This window comes from Caloranaerobacter sp. TR13 (assembly GCF_001316435.1).
GTDB lineage: Bacteria > Bacillota > Clostridia > Tissierellales > Thermohalobacteraceae > Caloranaerobacter.
The window spans coordinates 31,575-48,730 of record NZ_JXLL01000008.1 but is presented as its reverse complement, the minus strand read 5'-3'; the positions used below and the strand labels follow the sequence as shown (position 1 = coordinate 48,730).

The 17,156-nt window shown below is 29.8% G+C and carries 22 protein-coding genes; 20 read left to right on the top strand and 2 right to left on the bottom strand.

Annotated features, from left to right (window positions below):
• Positions 1-109: 109 nt before the first annotated feature.
• The 9 genes from proC (at position 110) to folK (ending at position 7,282) form a co-directional block, all read left to right on the top strand.
• Complete coding sequence (proC, locus tag TR13x_RS07230) at positions 110-919, top strand: pyrroline-5-carboxylate reductase (RefSeq protein WP_054871247.1); 810 nt, start codon at positions 110-112, stop codon at positions 917-919.
• 790 nt (positions 920-1,709) lie between these two features.
• Positions 1,710-2,288, top strand: a complete 579-nt coding sequence (locus TR13x_RS07225) for an aminodeoxychorismate/anthranilate synthase component II (protein WP_054871246.1) — start codon at positions 1,710-1,712, stop codon at positions 2,286-2,288.
• Positions 2,242-3,648 (top strand): aminodeoxychorismate synthase component I, encoded by a 1,407-nt coding sequence (pabB, locus tag TR13x_RS07220; protein ID WP_255351320.1) that lies wholly within the window; start codon positions 2,242-2,244, stop codon positions 3,646-3,648. Before TR13x_RS07225 ends, pabB begins: the two co-directional genes overlap by 47 nt.
• A complete protein-coding gene (locus TR13x_RS07215) occupies positions 3,629-4,396 on the top strand; it encodes an aminotransferase class IV (protein ID WP_054871244.1) in 768 nt (255 codons plus the stop codon). Before pabB ends, TR13x_RS07215 begins: the two co-directional genes overlap by 20 nt.
• Positions 4,374-5,045 carry a nucleotidyltransferase domain-containing protein gene (locus TR13x_RS07210; RefSeq protein WP_054871243.1) on the top strand — a complete coding sequence of 224 codons (672 nt, stop codon included), beginning with the start codon at positions 4,374-4,376 and terminating at the stop codon, positions 5,043-5,045. The genes TR13x_RS07215 and TR13x_RS07210 overlap by 23 nt, the downstream gene beginning before the upstream one ends.
• 2 nt (positions 5,046-5,047) lie before the next feature.
• Entirely contained in the window at positions 5,048-5,611 is a 564-nt protein-coding gene (folE, locus tag TR13x_RS07205; protein WP_054871242.1) for a GTP cyclohydrolase I FolE, read from the top strand.
• A gap of 10 nt (positions 5,612-5,621) precedes the next feature.
• Positions 5,622-6,413 (top strand): dihydropteroate synthase, encoded by a 792-nt coding sequence (gene folP / locus TR13x_RS07200; protein WP_054871241.1) that lies wholly within the window; start codon positions 5,622-5,624, stop codon positions 6,411-6,413.
• A gap of 7 nt (positions 6,414-6,420) precedes the next feature.
• The gene (folB, locus tag TR13x_RS07195) at positions 6,421-6,789 is read left to right on the top strand and encodes a dihydroneopterin aldolase (RefSeq protein WP_054871269.1); all 369 of its coding nucleotides are present in this window, start codon (positions 6,421-6,423) and stop codon (positions 6,787-6,789) included.
• On the top strand, positions 6,782-7,282 hold the full coding sequence (folK, locus tag TR13x_RS07190) for a 2-amino-4-hydroxy-6-hydroxymethyldihydropteridine diphosphokinase (protein WP_054871240.1): 501 nt from the start codon (positions 6,782-6,784) through the stop codon (positions 7,280-7,282). Before folB ends, folK begins: the two co-directional genes overlap by 8 nt.
• On the opposite strand, the gene TR13x_RS07185 is transcribed toward folK, so the two are convergent.
• Positions 7,274-7,531: a hypothetical protein gene (locus tag TR13x_RS07185; RefSeq protein WP_054871239.1), complete on the bottom strand. Its 258-nt coding sequence runs from the start codon at positions 7,529-7,531 to the stop codon at positions 7,274-7,276. The genes folK and TR13x_RS07185 overlap by 9 nt on opposite strands.
• Before the next feature lie 309 nt (positions 7,532-7,840).
• Between TR13x_RS07185 and TR13x_RS07180 the strand changes: the two genes are divergently transcribed.
• Positions 7,841-8,149 (top strand): YerC/YecD family TrpR-related protein, encoded by a 309-nt coding sequence (locus tag TR13x_RS07180; RefSeq protein ID WP_054871238.1) that lies wholly within the window; start codon positions 7,841-7,843, stop codon positions 8,147-8,149.
• A gap of 13 nt (positions 8,150-8,162) precedes the next feature.
• On the opposite strand, the gene TR13x_RS07175 is transcribed toward TR13x_RS07180, so the two are convergent.
• Positions 8,163-9,038 carry a nucleoside hydrolase gene (locus TR13x_RS07175; RefSeq protein WP_054871237.1) on the bottom strand — a complete coding sequence of 292 codons (876 nt, stop codon included), beginning with the start codon at positions 9,036-9,038 and terminating at the stop codon, positions 8,163-8,165.
• A gap of 244 nt (positions 9,039-9,282) precedes the next feature.
• On the opposite strand from TR13x_RS07175, the gene TR13x_RS07170 reads away from it, so the two are divergent.
• From TR13x_RS07170 to TR13x_RS07125, 10 genes are read left to right on the top strand one after another with little or no spacing between them, the layout of a single operon-like run.
• Positions 9,283-9,984: a YeeE/YedE thiosulfate transporter family protein gene (locus TR13x_RS07170; RefSeq protein WP_054871236.1), complete on the top strand. Its 702-nt coding sequence runs from the start codon at positions 9,283-9,285 to the stop codon at positions 9,982-9,984.
• A gap of 16 nt (positions 9,985-10,000) precedes the next feature.
• Positions 10,001-10,228 (top strand): sulfurtransferase TusA family protein, encoded by a 228-nt coding sequence (locus TR13x_RS07165; RefSeq protein ID WP_054871235.1) that lies wholly within the window; start codon positions 10,001-10,003, stop codon positions 10,226-10,228.
• A gap of 20 nt (positions 10,229-10,248) precedes the next feature.
• Positions 10,249-10,767 (top strand): YeeE/YedE thiosulfate transporter family protein, encoded by a 519-nt coding sequence (locus tag TR13x_RS07160; RefSeq protein ID WP_054871268.1) that lies wholly within the window; start codon positions 10,249-10,251, stop codon positions 10,765-10,767.
• Positions 10,768-10,781: 14 nt separating this feature from the next.
• Positions 10,782-12,020 carry an ABC transporter substrate-binding protein gene (locus TR13x_RS07155; protein WP_054871234.1) on the top strand — a complete coding sequence of 413 codons (1,239 nt, stop codon included), beginning with the start codon at positions 10,782-10,784 and terminating at the stop codon, positions 12,018-12,020.
• A 4-nt stretch (positions 12,021-12,024) separates the two neighbouring features.
• The gene (locus TR13x_RS07150) at positions 12,025-12,888 is read left to right on the top strand and encodes an ABC transporter permease (RefSeq protein WP_152912130.1); all 864 of its coding nucleotides are present in this window, start codon (positions 12,025-12,027) and stop codon (positions 12,886-12,888) included.
• A gap of 6 nt (positions 12,889-12,894) precedes the next feature.
• Positions 12,895-13,701: an ABC transporter permease gene (locus TR13x_RS07145; RefSeq protein ID WP_054871233.1), complete on the top strand. Its 807-nt coding sequence runs from the start codon at positions 12,895-12,897 to the stop codon at positions 13,699-13,701.
• Positions 13,702-13,714: 13 nt separating this feature from the next.
• Entirely contained in the window at positions 13,715-14,764 is a 1,050-nt protein-coding gene (locus TR13x_RS07140) for an ABC transporter ATP-binding protein (RefSeq protein ID WP_054871232.1), read from the top strand.
• A gap of 4 nt (positions 14,765-14,768) precedes the next feature.
• The gene (locus tag TR13x_RS07135) at positions 14,769-15,440 is read left to right on the top strand and encodes a TIGR04283 family arsenosugar biosynthesis glycosyltransferase (RefSeq protein ID WP_054871231.1); all 672 of its coding nucleotides are present in this window, start codon (positions 14,769-14,771) and stop codon (positions 15,438-15,440) included.
• A 2-nt stretch (positions 15,441-15,442) separates the two neighbouring features.
• Complete coding sequence (locus TR13x_RS07130) at positions 15,443-16,150, top strand: TIGR04282 family arsenosugar biosynthesis glycosyltransferase (RefSeq protein ID WP_054871230.1); 708 nt, start codon at positions 15,443-15,445, stop codon at positions 16,148-16,150.
• Positions 16,125-17,138: a phosphotransferase gene (locus TR13x_RS07125; protein ID WP_054871229.1), complete on the top strand. Its 1,014-nt coding sequence runs from the start codon at positions 16,125-16,127 to the stop codon at positions 17,136-17,138. Before TR13x_RS07130 ends, TR13x_RS07125 begins: the two co-directional genes overlap by 26 nt.
• Positions 17,139-17,156: the final 18 nt, after the last annotated feature.

Here is a 17,156-nt window from a genome sequence, read left to right as displayed (position 1 = left end):
TAGATTCATATATATTAACATTAGTTAATAATCAATAGAACATAATTTTTTATTAATCTAATGTGAAAGTTTTAAAGTATAATAGAATAGAAAGGAAGGAGGAGCAAAAATGCAAAAGATAATAGGATTTATTGGTTGTGGCAATATGGGCCAAGCAATGATGGTGGGAATAGTAAAATCAAATTTAGTTTTGCCTGAGCAAGTGATAGTATCAGATATTAATGAGAAAAGGTTAAGTTTTGTTTCAAACGAGTATGGAGTAAAAACTACAACAGATAATAAAAAAGTAGCAAAGGCGGCAGATATTTTAGTATTAGCAATTAAGCCGGATATATATGAACAAATAATAGAAGAAATAAGAGATTTTGTGAAAGAGGATGTAATAATAGTTATTATAGCAGCAGGAAAAGACATAAATGGAATTGAAAAAAGTTTTGGGAGAAAGTTAAAAGTAGTCAGGACAATGCCTAACACGCCAGCTCTTGTAGGTGAAGGTATGACTTCAATGTGTTTCAACGAAAAATTGACTAAAGAAGAAATAGATGAACTAATAAGTATTTTTGAGAGCTTTGGCAAGGTTGAAATAGTAGATGAAAAATTAATGGGAGCTGTAATTTCGGTAAGTGGTTCTTCGCCTGCTTATGTATTTATGCTTATAGAAGCAATGGCAGATGCTGCAGTTCTTGATGGACTTGCAAGAGATAAAGCATATAGAATGGCAGCTCAAGCAGTTTTAGGTGCTGCCAAGATGGTATTAGATACCAAAAAACATCCTGGTGAATTAAAGGATATGGTATGCTCTCCAGGTGGGACAACTATAGAAGCCGTAGCTACTCTTGAAAAAGCTGGATTTAGATCAGCAATTATTTCTGCTATGCAAAGCTGTACAAAAAAATCTATAGAAATGTCAAAAAAATAAATTAAAATCCATGCTTTTTTCCTATTCTCTATCCTCTGTACCCTGATTTCTAGTTCCAATACCCAGACTCTAGACCCCAGTACCCAGTACCTAGTACCTAGAACCTAACATCTGTAATCACTTTTATTGTCGTTAAATTTTGTTATGAAATGTCATTTCCCAGGAAATATGTCGCATTTTCGCTGTTTGATATCGTCATTTTTGTTTACTACTCGTCATCTAATTATCGAACAGCGAATAGCGACCTACGAACAGTTCCTAGTTATTAGTTGTTCCCTGTACCCTGTCCTCTGTCAACTGTAAACTGATTCCATATTTTCCATTTTCAATTTTACATTTCTTTAGTCCATCTCCAGTACCCAGTACTTAACCTCTATTCCCAATTGACACTAATAAGATATAAGTTTAAAATTAACTTAAAGGTAGAAAATTGAAATTATTTGTCAGAATAATATGAATAAAAAACCCTTAAAAATATATATGAAAAATACGCTCATGCAAACAAATTTAGAAAAAACTTAAGGCTCAAATTTTCAGAAAATCCTAACGCACCTAATCAAGACGTCCTGTCTTGTAGGATGCTGGCTTAACATCCTATTAAGCCTACGGATTTTCTTGAAAATTTTCACCTAGTTTTTTAACTAAATTCTTTCAAGCATTCGCTTTATTTTCATATATTTTAAAAGGTAAGTTTGTAAATAGTTTGTGAAAACAGATAGTTATCTGGTGAATTTCAAACATAGAATAAATAGCGAACGACGAACAGTGAGTTAAAAAGGGAGGAATATTTTTGATCTTCATGCTTGATAATTACGACTCTTTTACCTATAATTTATACCAATTTTTAGCTGAATTAGGGGAAGAAATATTAGTTAAGAGAAATGATGAGATTTCAATAGAAGAAATAGAAAAATTAAATCCAGAGATTATTATTATATCTCCTGGACCTTGTTCACCTTCTGAAGCGGGTCTTTCGATAGATATAGTAAAACATTTTAAAGGCAAAGTGCCTATATTAGGTATTTGTTTAGGTCACCAAACAATAGGACAAGTATTTGGCGCAGAAATCATAAAAGCAATAAGGCCAGTTCACGGGAAAGTAGAACCAATAATTCATTATAATAAAGGAGTATTTAGAGGATTAAACAATCCTTTGAAAGTTACTAGGTATCATTCGCTTGTTATTGATAGAACTACTCTTCCTAATGATTTAGAAGTTACGGCTGAAACTGACAAAGGAGAAATAATGGGAATAAGACATAAAAAATATTTAATAGAAGGAGTGCAGTTTCATCCAGAGGCTATTTTGACAGAAAAGGGGCATGAATTACTTAATAACTTTATTAAACAAGCAAGAGGAGAAGATTAGAATGATTCAAGAAATATCTACTAAATTTAATTCGTTTGAATTATATACGATATTTAAAGACGATAGTTTTAGCTTTATTCTTGATAGTGGGATGGATGCAAATAGATTGGGAAGATACTCTTTTATAAGTTCTGATCCATTTAAGATAATAAAAATATACAAAAATTCTACAAATCCATTTGATATACTTAAAGAGGAGCTAAATAAATATAAGATTAAGAATTCTACTCATTTACCTTTTATTGGAGGTGCAGTAGGATATCTTTCATATGATTTATGCAGGTTTATAGAAAGAATACCAGACAGTGCAATAGATGATATAAATATACCACTATTATATTTAGGGCTTTATAATTGGGTAATTGTAGTAGACCATCTAGAAAACAGAACATATATAGCAACGCCAGATATAGATAAGGAATTAGAAAATATTGCTGTAACAAAAGTTTTAGAAAGAATAAAAAATGCACAATTAAGTGGTATTGATTCAATATACTATCAAAATAAAGAATATCCAGAAGTAATACTAAAGTCTAATTTTACAAAAAAGGAATACTTACAAAGCGTAGAGAAAATAAGAGACTATATTAGGTCTGGAGATGTTTATCAAGTTAATCTTACACAAAGGTTTGAAGGAAAGGTAATGGCCACAGGGTATGAAATATATAAAGATTTAAGAATGGTGAGCCCTGCACCATTTGGTGCTTATCTCAATTTTGAGGAAGTTGAAATTCTTTCAAATTCTCCTGAAAGATTTATTAAAGTAAAAGATAGAGTTGTAGAAACTAGGCCAATCAAGGGGACAAGGCCTAGAGGCAAGACGCATGAAGAAGACTTACGTTTAAGAGAAGAACTTTTAAATAGCGAAAAGGACAAGGCAGAACTATTAATGATAGTTGATTTAGAAAGAAACGATATAGGAAAAGTAGCCAAAATAGGAAGTGTAAAAGTACCTGAACTTTTTAAGCTAGAAGAGTATTCTAATGTACATCATTTGGTATCTACTGTAGTTGGAGAATTAGATGAAGGCAAAGATTTAGTAGATTTAATAAAAGCAGTTTTTCCTGGAGGTTCCATTACAGGTGCTCCAAAAGTAAGAGCTATGGAGATAATAGACGAATTAGAGCCAAATCAAAGAAATATCTATACAGGATGTATTGGTTATTTAGGGTTCGATGGATCTGTAGATTTAAATATAGCAATAAGAACTATAGTTAAAAAAGGTGATTGTGTATATTTTCAAGTAGGTGGAGGAATAACCTGGGATTCAAATCCTTATGATGAATATGAAGAAACTCTCCATAAAGCAAAATCTATAATAAAAGCACTTAGGGGGCAATATGAAGAGAAAAGCAACTGAAAATAGCGAACTTTTTAAGTTTGGTATTGGTGTATTTGAGACGATGAAAATATATAAAGGAAATCCGATTTTATTAAAAGAACATCTTGATAGAATGTATAATTCAATTAAGGAATTAAATATAGAAATTAATATCTCTTATGAAGAATTACAGAAAAAAATATATGAATATGTAAAAAGCTATGATTATAAAGCTTTGCGAATTACTGTATTTGATGAAGGATATAACTTTATGATAAGAGATATACCTTACAAGTATGAAGACTATGTTAGAGGATATAAGCTTAATATTGCACATATAAGAAGGGGAGAAAGTTTTATATACAGATATAAAACTACAAATTATTTTGAAAATATTTATTTAAAGAGGTTAGCTTTAAATAAAGGCTTTGATGAATCTTTAATAATAAATACTGATAATAAAATACTTGAAGGTACAATGACAAATATTTTTTTTGTAAGACGAAATGAGCTATTTACGCCAAAGCTTTCCTTAAATATATTGCCAGGTATAATGAGAAGAGAGGTTATAAAAATAGCAAAGAATATAGGAATAAAAGTACATGAATGTACAATAGATGTAAAAGACTTAAATAAATTCGATTTTGCTTTTATAACTAATAGTTTGATAGATGTTTTAAAAGTTAGAGAGATTGAAGATATAGTGTATGATAAAGATAATGAAGTTTTTTATAAATTGAGGACTGCCTTGGAGGAAAAGCTTTATGAATGCTTTAGATGTTGTTAAATATCAAATAAAGGAAATTAGGAAAAGCACAAATGTAAATTCCATTATTTTAGTGGGTTCTATGAGGAATTTAGAGTTTGATATAAAGTCAAGTGATATAGATATATTTGTAATAACTGAAGAAGGTAATAGACAAATAAGGAAGATTTTAGAAGTTTCAGGCATAGAATTTGATTTAAATTTTTTTCCTAAAAAAACTTCAGAAGAATTAATTAAGAAAAGAGAGCAATTTTTCATTGAATGTCTTAAAGATGGTAATTTAGTATATGATAAAGATGGATTTGGTGATTATATTATTAAAGAGTCTATTAAAGAATATAATAAAGGGCCAAAAAGAATAGAACATTATGAAATAAATAATTGTATAATTAAGATAAATGATTATTTTAAAAAGCTTAAGAAACTACAAAATGGACCTAAGTATGAATTTCATTTTCTTTCAAATCTATGTTTGAAGGAGATGATAAAATTATATTATAAATTAAATAATATGTGGATTCCAAAGGATAAAAAACTTCTAAAAAGTCTTAGAGATTTTAATAATGATTTATTTAGTATTGTTGTAGATTTCTATAATGAATATGATATTAATAAATTAAAAGAAGTATTTGATTATATTATAGAAAAAAACACACAAAAGGAGATGTAAATATGGATAAAGAAAAGATTAAAAGAGCTATTAGAGATATTTTAGAGGCGATAGGTGAAGATCCAGATAGAGAAGGACTTAGAGGAACACCTGATAGAATAGCTAGGATGTATGAAGAAATATTTTCAGGATTAAATGAAGATCCGAAAAAGCACTTAGAAATATATTTCCAAGATGAAAAATATGAGGAATTAGTTTTAGTTAAAGATATACCTTTTTATTCAATGTGTGAACATCATTTAGTACCTTTCTTTGGTAAGGCACATGTTGCATATATACCTAAAGATGGAAAACTTACGGGACTTTCTAAACTAGCAAGGGTAGTTGAGACTGTAGCAAAAAGACCTCAATTACAAGAGAGAATTACTAAGACTATTGCAGATACTTTAATGGAAGTTCTAGAGCCTTATGGTGTAGTAGTTGTAGTTGAAGCTGAACATATGTGTATGACTATGAGAGGAGTAAAAAAACCAGGTTCAAAAACTGTGACATCAGCAGTAAGAGGTATATTTGAAACAAGACCAGAATCTAGAGCAGAAGTTATGAGTTTGATTAATCACAAGTAAGGGGGATATTATGTTTAAATTTGGCAAAAAAACTTATATAATGGGGATATTAAATGTAACTCCTGATAGTTTTTCAGATGGTGGCGAATATTTTGATATAGAAAAAGCTGTTGAGCATGCAAAAGAAATGGTTAGAGAAGGTGCAGATATAATTGATGTAGGAGCTGAGTCAACAAGGCCTGGAGCACAGGAAGTATCTGAAGAAGAAGAGTTAAAAAGAATAATTCCAGTAGTTAAAAGATTAGTTAAGGAAATTAATATACCAATTTCAGTAGATACTTATAAGGCTAGGGTTGCTGAAGAGGTTTTAAAGCTTGGTGCTCATGTAATAAATGATGTTTGGGGACTTCAAAGAGATAAAAATATGGCAAATGTTGTTGCTAAATATGATGTTCCAGTTATTATTATGCATAATCAAATAGGGACTGAATATAAAAAAGATATTATGGAATCAATAAAAGATTTTCTAAAAGAAAGTATTAGATTAGCAAAAGAAGCAGGTGTAAAAGAAAAAAATATTATATTAGATCCAGGCATTGGTTTTGGAAAAACTCCTGAGCAAAATATGCAGGTTATGGCTAGATTATCGGAACTTACTGAGCTAGGATATCCAATTTTATTAGGCACTTCTAGAAAATCTATGATTGGTAAGATTTTAGACTTACCTCCAAAGGAAAGAGTTGAAGGGACTATAGCGACAACAGTTATGGGAATCATGCAGGGAGTTGATATTATAAGAGTACATGATGTAAAAGAGAACTTAAGAGCTGCTAAAGTAACCGATGCTATTTTTAGAAAGTAGGGATATTTTGGATAAAATAATATTAAAGGGCCTAAGTTTTTATGCTTATCATGGAGCATTAAAAGAAGAAAATGTTATAGGTCAAAAATTTATTATTGATTTGGAAGTCTTTTGTGACTTGAAAAGGGCAGGAAAAACTGATGATTTAGCTCAGTCAGTAAACTATGCTAAAATTTACGAATTAGTCAAAGCTATATGCGAAAATAATACATTCAAGCTTATTGAGGCATTGGCTGAGAATATTGCAATAGGGATTTTAAATGAGTTTAAGAATGTTAAAGAGATAGTTGTAACAGTAAAGAAACCTCAAGCTCCTGTTAATGGGATATTTGACTATTTTGGTGTAGAAATAAGGAGAGCAAGAAAAGATGGCTAAGGTATATCTTGGACTAGGAACAAATTTAGGAGATAGACTTAATTATTTAAAGGAAGCTATACAGCTTATTAAAAACTTTAAAGATACTAAATTAATAAAAGTTTCTAAAATATATGAGACCGAGCCTTGGGGTTATACTCTACAAGATAGCTTTTTAAACTTATGTATAGAGATACAAACTGATTTAAGCCCATTTGAACTTTTAGAAGAATGTCAGAAGGTTGAGAGAATATTAAAAAGAGAACGTCATTTTAGATGGGGTCCTAGAACTATTGATGTCGATATATTGATTTATGATGATGTTTTTATAGATGACGATAAGTTGATAATACCTCATCCTAGAATTCAAGAAAGAGCTTTTGTTTTAGTACCATTAAAGGATTTAAACGAGAATCTAGTAATTAAAGGAAAAACGATTACAGAGTGGATAGATATTGTAGGGCTTGATGGGATAAAGGAATTTAAGGCTTGCAATTGCAAGCCTCTACCTTAAATCAGTATTTTCCATATTCTTTGGACTGGCAGGAATTCCTTCAATTCCTCTTTTTTCAGTAATAGGAGTAGTTTCTGCATAGAATCTCATAGTATCAATGGCGTCTACATCTCTTTGCATATTCCAAGGGAATACAAATGCATTTGTTTGTCTTTCTATTATTGGATATTTTTCTGCGTTGTATGTTGATAGTATGATGTCTTGACCGTTTGAAGCATTAGGCTTGTTTTGGTTATAGTAATTTTTCAAAATATCACTTCCTTTATGATATGTTAAATAAAAGAGGATAAACTTCAAAAATAGTATTTGCAAAATAAGTTAAAATATTATAATTTTTTTAAAGCCTTTAGTAGACAGGGAACAGAGAACAGGGATCAGAGAATAGAGAACAGAGGACAGGGATAAGGAATTGAAAATTGAAAATGTAAAATGTAGAATTAGCTTATAGTCAATAGTTGATAGTTATTAGAAGTAGTATAGAATTAATTCTTTGCTATAGATGACAATATATATATTTAGCATTTAAAATTTAAAATTCAATTGTTCGGGAGGGGTTTAATGAGTTACAATTCTAAAATTAAAGATTCTCATATTGATGAGCTTTTTGAAGCTATTTTAGAACTTAAAAATATAGAAGAATGCTATAGATTTTTTGAAGATATTTGCACAATAAAAGAAATAAAGTCTCTGGCTCAGAGACTTCAGGTTGCAAAATTATTAAGAGAGAATAAGACATATATAGAAATTGAAAATGAGACAGGTGCTTCTACAGCAACTATTAGTAGAATAAATAGAGCGTTAAATTATGGAGCCGAAGGATATAACTTAATACTGGATAGATTAGAGCAAAAGAAAGGTAATAAATAGATTTTGTAGGTAATTATATAATTACATTATCCCATGTTTTAAAAATTATATTATTAAATCTTTCTACGTCTTTAATTCTAGTAGGTATATTAATTTTATATCCTTTAGGTGAATTTTTATCTATTATAAGATATCCTTTTTCTAAATCATTTGGGGTAGATATTATGTTTTGATAGTTTTCTTCAAACAATTCTGGATTTGTTACGTAAACTGCAGCAACTATGTCCCAGTTGTAAAATCCTTTTATACCAAATTCATTCATTACAAAGTTAAACCAATTGATGGTTTTATCTTTAATATATTTATATATTTTAGATTTACTGTTCATCAATCTTTTGTATTCATATTCACCAAAGAATGCTTGTAAGCAAATATGTCCTGTTAAAATTGTTATTTTAACTCCAGATGTTAATACGATATGGGTAGCTTCTGGGTCACATGAGAAATTAAGTTCGTCTAAATTTTTTCCATTAATGATTAAAGGCTTTGTTATGCCTCCCATTAACACAATCTGTTTTAATTTTTTGAAAAAGTTTTTATCAATTTCATAAGCATTTTTAAGATTTGTAAGGGAACCTGTTGCTAACAGTGTAATTTCATTAGGATATTTATTCACAATATTTACTAAAAAATTGGCAGCAGGACTATTTTTTTTAGATTTAGAACTAGCTCCCTTGTAAAGGGGTAAATTTATATTTAATTCTTTAAACATTTTTTTAGTATTTTCATATACTGAGTCGATTGTACTGTTTCCATAAGTTGTTGTAACACCTAGTAAATCTACATCTTGTCTACCTAACAGATATATAAGTGTAAGACCATCATCTACATCTTTACCTTCTAAACCCATGGTGTTATCACAATCAAATATTACCTTTATTTTTTCCATACAAGCTACCTCCTTCATTTAATTTATAATATATTTTGTTTTATTTTTATCAGTTAAACAAACCTAAATTTATTATATCACTTTATTAATTATACGGGTTTAATACAGATTAACACAACTATAAAACATTCTTATTCTATATAATTATACTCTATATGAAATGAATGAGCGGTGATGTATAATATAGATTATAGGGTGTTTGTTTGATAATTAACATACTTATAGATATCTAGGGGTTGATTATATGTCTTCTAATAAGATTGAAGAGTTAAAAAAAAGAAGGCAGCAAGAGATTAGAGTTAATAAGAAAAAAAATCAAAAATTTTATGCATTTATAATGTCTATTATTGCTATAATAATATTTATATTTTTATTGCGACACAACAAAATTTATAGTATTTTTTGGTTTGTTGGACTTTTAATAGGTATAACACTTCAAAGGTCAAGGTTTTGTTTTGCTGCAAGTTTTAGAGATCCAATAATGGTTGGTAGTACATCTATTTTAAAAGCAATTATTATAGCTTTCATGGTAGCAACTATAGGATTTGCAATTATTCAGTATTATTCAATAGATAGTAGTGGTGTTATTGATGTATATAGATTACCAGGTCAAATTAGTCCAGTTGGAATCCACACAGCTATAGGAGCAATACTTTTTGGTATTGGTATGGTAATTGCTGGTGGATGTGCTAGTGGAACTCTTATGAGGATAGGCGAAGGTTTTTTGCTACAAATTGTTGTGCTCATTGGATTTATTATAGGAACTGTATTAGGAGCACATGATTTTGAATTCTGGGACAAGCTTATTATTAGAAAGTCGCCAACAATTTATATACCTAAGTATATCGGGCTACCGACAGCAGTAATTTTACAAATAATTTTTCTTACAGTATTATATTTTATTACAGATTGGTATGATAAGAAAAACAATTTGATGTCTAGTTGATTTAGGAGGGATATAATTGAATGAGATAAAACTAGATTGTATGTATGAAGCATGCCCGATTCCTTTGTTGAAGGCTATGAAGAGATTAGCAAAAATGGATATAGGAGATGTGTTAATTTTAGAAACAGATCATAGTTGTTCTATTAAGAATGTAGTTGAATGGGCTAAGAAACAAGGGCATAATGTAGATTATATGGAAATAGGAGAAGGTGAATGGGAGATATATATAGAAAAGCGAAAATAAAGGGGTGATATGTGGGAGTTATGAAATTTTTTCAAAAAATCATAAAAAAACCTTGGCCATATTGGGTAGGTGGTATTTTACTTGGAGTTTTAAACATTATTTTATTAGCATCAACTGGAAAAGCATGGAAAATAACGACTGGTTTTTTATATTGGGGGCTATCTTTTTTAGAGCTTTTAGGATTTAATTGTTCAGATTGGTATTATTTTAGTGTTTATTCTAATCAATTGAGAAAAGGTGAGACTTTTATTTATAATTATTATACAATAATAAATTTAGCTGTAATTGTTGGAGCATTATTAGCTGTTCTTTGGGCATCTGAATTTAAATTTAAAAAAATAAAAAATAGAAGACAACTATTATTTGGATTATTCGGCGGAATAATTATGGGATATGGAACAAGACTGAGTTTTGGATGTAATATTGGAGCTTATTTTAGTGCAATCCCTTCATTTTCTTTACATGGGTGGGTATTTGCAATTTTTATGTTTGTAGGAGCGTTTATAGGGACTAAAATATTATTTAAATATTTATTATAAAGGAGGTATTTATTATGAAAAAAAAGTTTTTGAGTATACTGCTTATTTTAGCTTTAGCCATAAGCGTAGTTGGGTGTAGTAGTAATGAAAAGATAGAAGGAAATGTTTTACAAAAAAGTTGGGAAGATATATTGGCTGAAGCTAAGGGAACTACTGTTAACTTTTATGGTTGGGGTGGAAGCCAAAAAGTAAATAATTGGATTGACACATATTTAGCGAAAAGGCTAAAAGAAGAGTATGATATAACTTTAAATAGGGTACCTATGAACATTGATGATATTTTAAATAAATTATTAGGAGAGAAACAATTAAATAGTCAAGAAGGGACTATTGATATAGTTTGGATTAATGGTGAGAATTTCTATACAGCTAAAAAAAATAAGTTATTATTCGGACCTTTTACAGATAAGTTACCAAATTTTAATAAATATATTGATGGTAGCTCTGATGAAGTTAGATATGATTTTGGGTTTAAGGTTGATGGTTATGAAGCACCTTATGGTAAAGCTCAGCTTGTTATGATATATGATAAGAAAAAAATAGAAACAACACCTAGAAATTATAAAGAGCTACTAGAATTAGCTAAGAAAAATCCTGGAAAGTTGACATATCCTGCTCCTCCAGATTTCACAGGTAGTGCTTTTGTAAGAAATATAATATATGATATTGTTGGATATAAACAATTTATGGATATGGAGCCGGATAAAAAGACAGTTGAGAAGGCAATCAAACCAGCTATTGATTATCTAAAAGAGTTGAAACCTTATTTATGGAGAGAAGGTAAGACATATCCAGCTACAATATCTCAGCTTGACAATATGTTTTCTGATAACGAGGTATTGATGACTATGAGTTATAATCCAAACCATGCTGCAAGTAAAATCCAAACAGGTGAGTTTCCAGATACGACAAATACTTTTATTTTTGATAAAGGGACTATAGGAAATACACATTTTCTAGCAATACCTTTTAATGCACCAAATAAAGCAGGAGCTTTAGCTGTTATTAACTTTATTTTGAGTCCTGAAGCACAAGCTTCAAAATATAACCCTAAAAATTGGGGAGACTTACCAGTTTTAGACAACAATAAATTAAGTGATAGTGAAAAGAATTTGTTTACTGATATTAAAATAGGAAAAGGGACATTACCACAACAATACTTGTTAGATCATAGAGTTCCTGAGATGCCTGCAAATTTGATACCTATTATTGAAGAGATATGGTTAGAAAACATACCTGTAGAGGGTGAGTAGAATATTGAATACAAAAATGAAACCATATATACTTTTGCTTCCTGCATTGACAATATTAATAGGAATATTCATCTCTGGACTAATTTTGGGATTAGTCCAGAGCTTTGGGTATTTTCCCGTAATAGGACTAAAAAATTTTACTTTAAGATACTATTTAGAAGTATTAACAGATAAAGATTTTTTGCAGTCGTTAAAGTTTAGTTTTTATATTTCTTTGATTTCATCTGTAATCGCAGTAATATTGGGAGTTATACTTGCTTATTCTATACTAAAAAGCAGACATAAAAAGAGTATAGAAAAATTTATTTATAAGTTACCTATCATAGTTCCTCATACAATTGCTGCTTTGCTTGTATATAATTTATTTTCGCAGAGTGGTGTTATACCTAGGATACTTTATAATGTTGGAATAATAAATAGCCAGAATCAATTTCCATCTTTAGTTTTTGATAAAGTTGGAATTGGGATAATAATAGCTTATTTGTGGAAAGAGATACCTTTTATAGCTATGGTAGTATATACAATTCTTAGTAATATAAATAATAGACTTGTTGAAGTTGCCTTAAATCTTGGAGCTAATAACAGACAGATATTTTGGCATATTTTGTTGCCTTTAATTATGCCATCTATATTTTCTTCCTTTATAATAATCTTTGCTTTTTCGTTTGGGGCTTTTGAAGTGTCGTATTTATTGGGACCTACATCACCAAAGACACTACCTGTTAAGGCTTACATTGAATATACAAACCCAGATTTAACAAATCGTCCATATACTATGGTAATAAATATGATTTTAACTTTTATTTCTGTATTATTTGTATGGATTTATAGTAGAACTTTTAAATTGATATCCAAATATAATGGGTGATAAAAAATGAAAAAAAATAACTTTATATATACTGTAGTAATGTATTTTCTTATATTCGTTTTAATTTTTCCCCTAATTATTTTATTAATATGGAGCATAACCAATAATTGGCCTTGGCCTCATATGTTCCCTAATAGTTTTGGTTTAAGAGGTTATAGGCAAATTTTTAGCTTTTCTAACAAAACTATTAAGATACTATTATTTAGCGTATGGCTATCTTCTGTAGTTACCTTGATAACATTGATAATAAGTATACCTGCTGCAAAAGCATTAGGAGTATATAATTTCAAAGGAAAAAAATTTATAAAAATACTTGTATTAGCACCAATAATAGTTCCACCTTTGACGGTAGTTATGGGAATTCATGTTACATTCATAAAATTGGGACTAGCTAATACATTTTGGGGAGTCGTTTTAGTTCATTTAATTCCATGTCTACCATATGGAATAAGGATTTTAACTGATGTATTCGAGATAATAGGTGAATCAATGGAGATGCAAGCAAGAGTTTTAGGTGCAAGACCAATGCAGGCTTTTTTTAGAATTACTCTTCCTTTGATAACTCCAGGTTTAATATCAGCAGGAAGTCTTATTTTCATAGTTTCATTTAGTCAATATTTTTTAACTTTTCTAATAGGTGGCGGAAGAATAGTTACATTTTCTATGCTTTTATTTCCATATATCCAGAGTGGGGATAGGATGATGGCTTCAGCATATAGTGTAGTCTTTATTTTTACAGTTTTAATTGTATTGTTATCGGTTGAGAAAGTTGTTAAAATATATTATAAAACTGAAAACCATTTTTATTTATAAGGGGTAGTGTACAATGTCTGAAATTCTGCTAAAAAATGTCTCCAAGGTTTTTGACGGTAAAAAGATACTTAATAACATAAATATACATGTAAAAGAAGGAGAAATGGTTTCGTTATTAGGTCCTTCAGGTTGTGGTAAGACTACAACTCTTAAGATAATTTCAGGGCTTATAAAACCTGATGAAGGAGATGTAGTGTTTAACGGTAACTCTGTTATGAATGTTCCAGTTGAAAAAAGGGGAGCAGTTATAGTTTTTCAAGATTATCTACTTTTTCCTCATATGACTGTAGAAGAAAATATAGGGTTCGGCTTGAGAATGGCAAAAGTGAAAAAATCTAAAAGGATAGAAAAAGTTAAAGAGATGATTGATTTAGTTAAATTAACAGGACATGAAAAAAAATATCCTAAAGAGCTTTCAGGAGGGCAAAGACAGAGAGTAGCAATTGCAAGGGCATTAGCAATAGAACCAAAAGTTTTGTTACTTGATGAACCATTTTCTAATTTAGATACTAGATTAAAAGAGACCATGAGAGATTTTATTTGTGATATACAAAGGAAACTTAATATAACTACTATTTTAGTTACCCATGATAAAGAAGAAGCTCTTATGACTTCGGATAAGATAGTAGTAATGATGGATGGAGAAATTAAACAAATAGGTACTCCAAGAGAGCTTTATCAAACTCCTTCTACTATTGATGTTGCCAATTTTTTGGGAGAGAAAAACTATATACTAGGTGAAATTAAAGAAGGGAAATTTGTAAGTGATTTCGGAACTTATGAAATAGATTATAGAGACAGTAAAAGAGTAATAGTGATGATTAGATCTGAAGAGATTAGATTATTACCTAAAGAAATCGGCACGGGAATTCCAGGTATAATAACTGCAAAAAGGTATGCAGGGTATAGAGTATATTATAATGTTACTGCAAGCGGATATCTTTTTAAGTGTTTAAGCAAACCAGAAATTAATTTTGAAGTAGGTGACGAGGTGTTCCTTAATATAGATTATAAAAAGGCAGTATTTTTTGATGAACGGACTAAAAAGCGTATAAGTTGGTGATTTTATGATATCTATAATAATACCTGTACTTAATGAGGAAAAAGGCATAGAGCCTTTACTTAAACAGATTAATAAACTAAAAGGAGATAAAGAGGTTATTGTTGTAGATGGTGGCAGTGTAGATAATACGGTTAATATCGCAAAAAAATATGCCAAAGTTATAATGAGTGAAAAGGGCAGAGCTAAGCAGATGAACAAAGGAGCCAAAAACGCAAAGGGAAATATTCTATGGTTTGTTCATTCAGATTCGTATGTACACGAAGAAGCTTTAAAGAAAATAGAGGAAGCTATTCAAGCTGGTTATATTGGAGGTGGGCTTTCTCTATATTTCTATGACTTAGATACACGTTTCATGAAATTTGTAGCTATAACATCTAATTGGAGAGCAAAATATTTTGGCCTGTTTTTTGGAGACCAAGGAATATTTGTTAAAAAAAGCATTTTTGATGAATTAGGAGGATATCCTGAGATTGAGTTAATGGAAGATTGGGAATTGTCAAGGAAACTTATAAAAAAAGGTAAAATGACTATGATAAAAGTACCAATAGGCACGTCGGCCAGAAGGTTCATAAAAGGAGGCCAATTTAGGACACTACTTCTGATGCATAAAATCAAATTGTTATATTTATTAGGGGTGTCTACAGATAAGTTAAGTAAGATTTATAGGGGAGGCTAACTATGGATGCATTAATATTGATGACACGAATACCAATACCAGGTAAAACTAAAACTAGGCTAATTGGCACATTGACTAAGGAAGAATGTGCTGAAATACACAAAGCCTTCCTACTGGATATTTTCAAATCATTCAGTTTTATTAAAGATGAAATAGATATATATTTAACTTTTACTCCAGAAGATTCTCTTTATCTAATAGAGAACATATTACCAGATTATATTGAGTGTTTTCCTCAAACTGGAGATAACTTAGGTGAGAGGATGTCAAATGCAATAGAATATCTTTTTGAAAAAGGGTATACAAAGGTAGGATTAATGGGGTCAGATATACCTGATATTCAGCCTTTTGAAATAAGAAAAGCATTTGAAGTACTTGAAAACAATGATGTTGTAATAGGTCCTACATTTGATGGAGGATATTTTTTCATTGGATTAAAAGAAATGAACAGGCAATTGTTTGTAAATGACATAAAATGGGGTAATAAGTCGGTTTTAGAGGGTACAATTGATATTATCAATGGAATGGGGCTGAAGATAGCATTAATAGAAAAACACAGAGACATAGATACAAAAGAAGATTTATTTGCTTTTTATGAAAATATGAGAAAAGGTATTTGGGAAGATAAAATAATTCCCCACAATACTATAAAGTTTATACAAAATTGTTGGAGTGATATGGGAAATGTTAAAGGTTACGCTAAAAGATAAAATCATAGATTATATTAAAAACAATAAAGAATTACAATATCTCGGTTTTGAAAATGACTTTCGGGTAAAGTTCCTAGCTCAAGGAGAGTATAACATAAACTTTACCATATATTGTGGTGAAAAAAAATATGTGTTTAGAGTAAATACAGGTAGTCAAATAGATGTTAAAAGCCAAATTAGATATGAATTTGAAGCTTTAAAGAGACTTGAGATAAGTGGAGTTACCCCAAAAGTATTTTTTGTAGACGATACAAAAAAATATTTTAATTATGGTATATTGATTATGGAATTTTTAGATGGAAGACCTTTAGAGTATGATAAAGATTTAGATAAGGCAGCTTACATTTTTTCTAAGATACATTCTTTAGATTTGAATAAGATAGATATAAGTAATTTTATTGTTGAGGAAAAAATTTTTACAGACAGAGTGAATGAAGGAAAAAAATTACTCAAGGACTTCTTGGTTGAACCTAAGGTGAACAAAGATATTAAGAAATTTTTTTATAGGTTTTTAGAGTGGGCAGAAGAGAACAAGTGGAAGGAAAAATATTTTACAGACTATAAATGGCATGTAATAAACAATACAGAAGTGAATTCGCATAACTTTATAATTGGTGACAAAAAGAGTTATCTTATTGACTGGGAGAAACCTGTTTTGAGTGACCCTTGTCAAGATTTAACACAGTTTTTAGCTCCAACTACTACACTTTGGAAGGCTGACTATATTTTAAGTGTTGAAGAAAAGGAACAATTTTTTAAAGAATATACAAAAGGTCTTGGAGGTATAGATAATCAAATTAGAGATAGGGTAAGATTATATATGCCATATCTTTATCTAAGAGCATTGTCATGGTGTGCTTTTGCATACCTTGAGTATCAAAAACCAGACAAAGATATTAAAAATATGGATACATTCAAAAAGATTAGAGCGTATTTAGATATTGATTTTATGAGAACACTTTTAAAGGAATATATTGGTGATATCTAACAAAGCGGCTAATGCCGC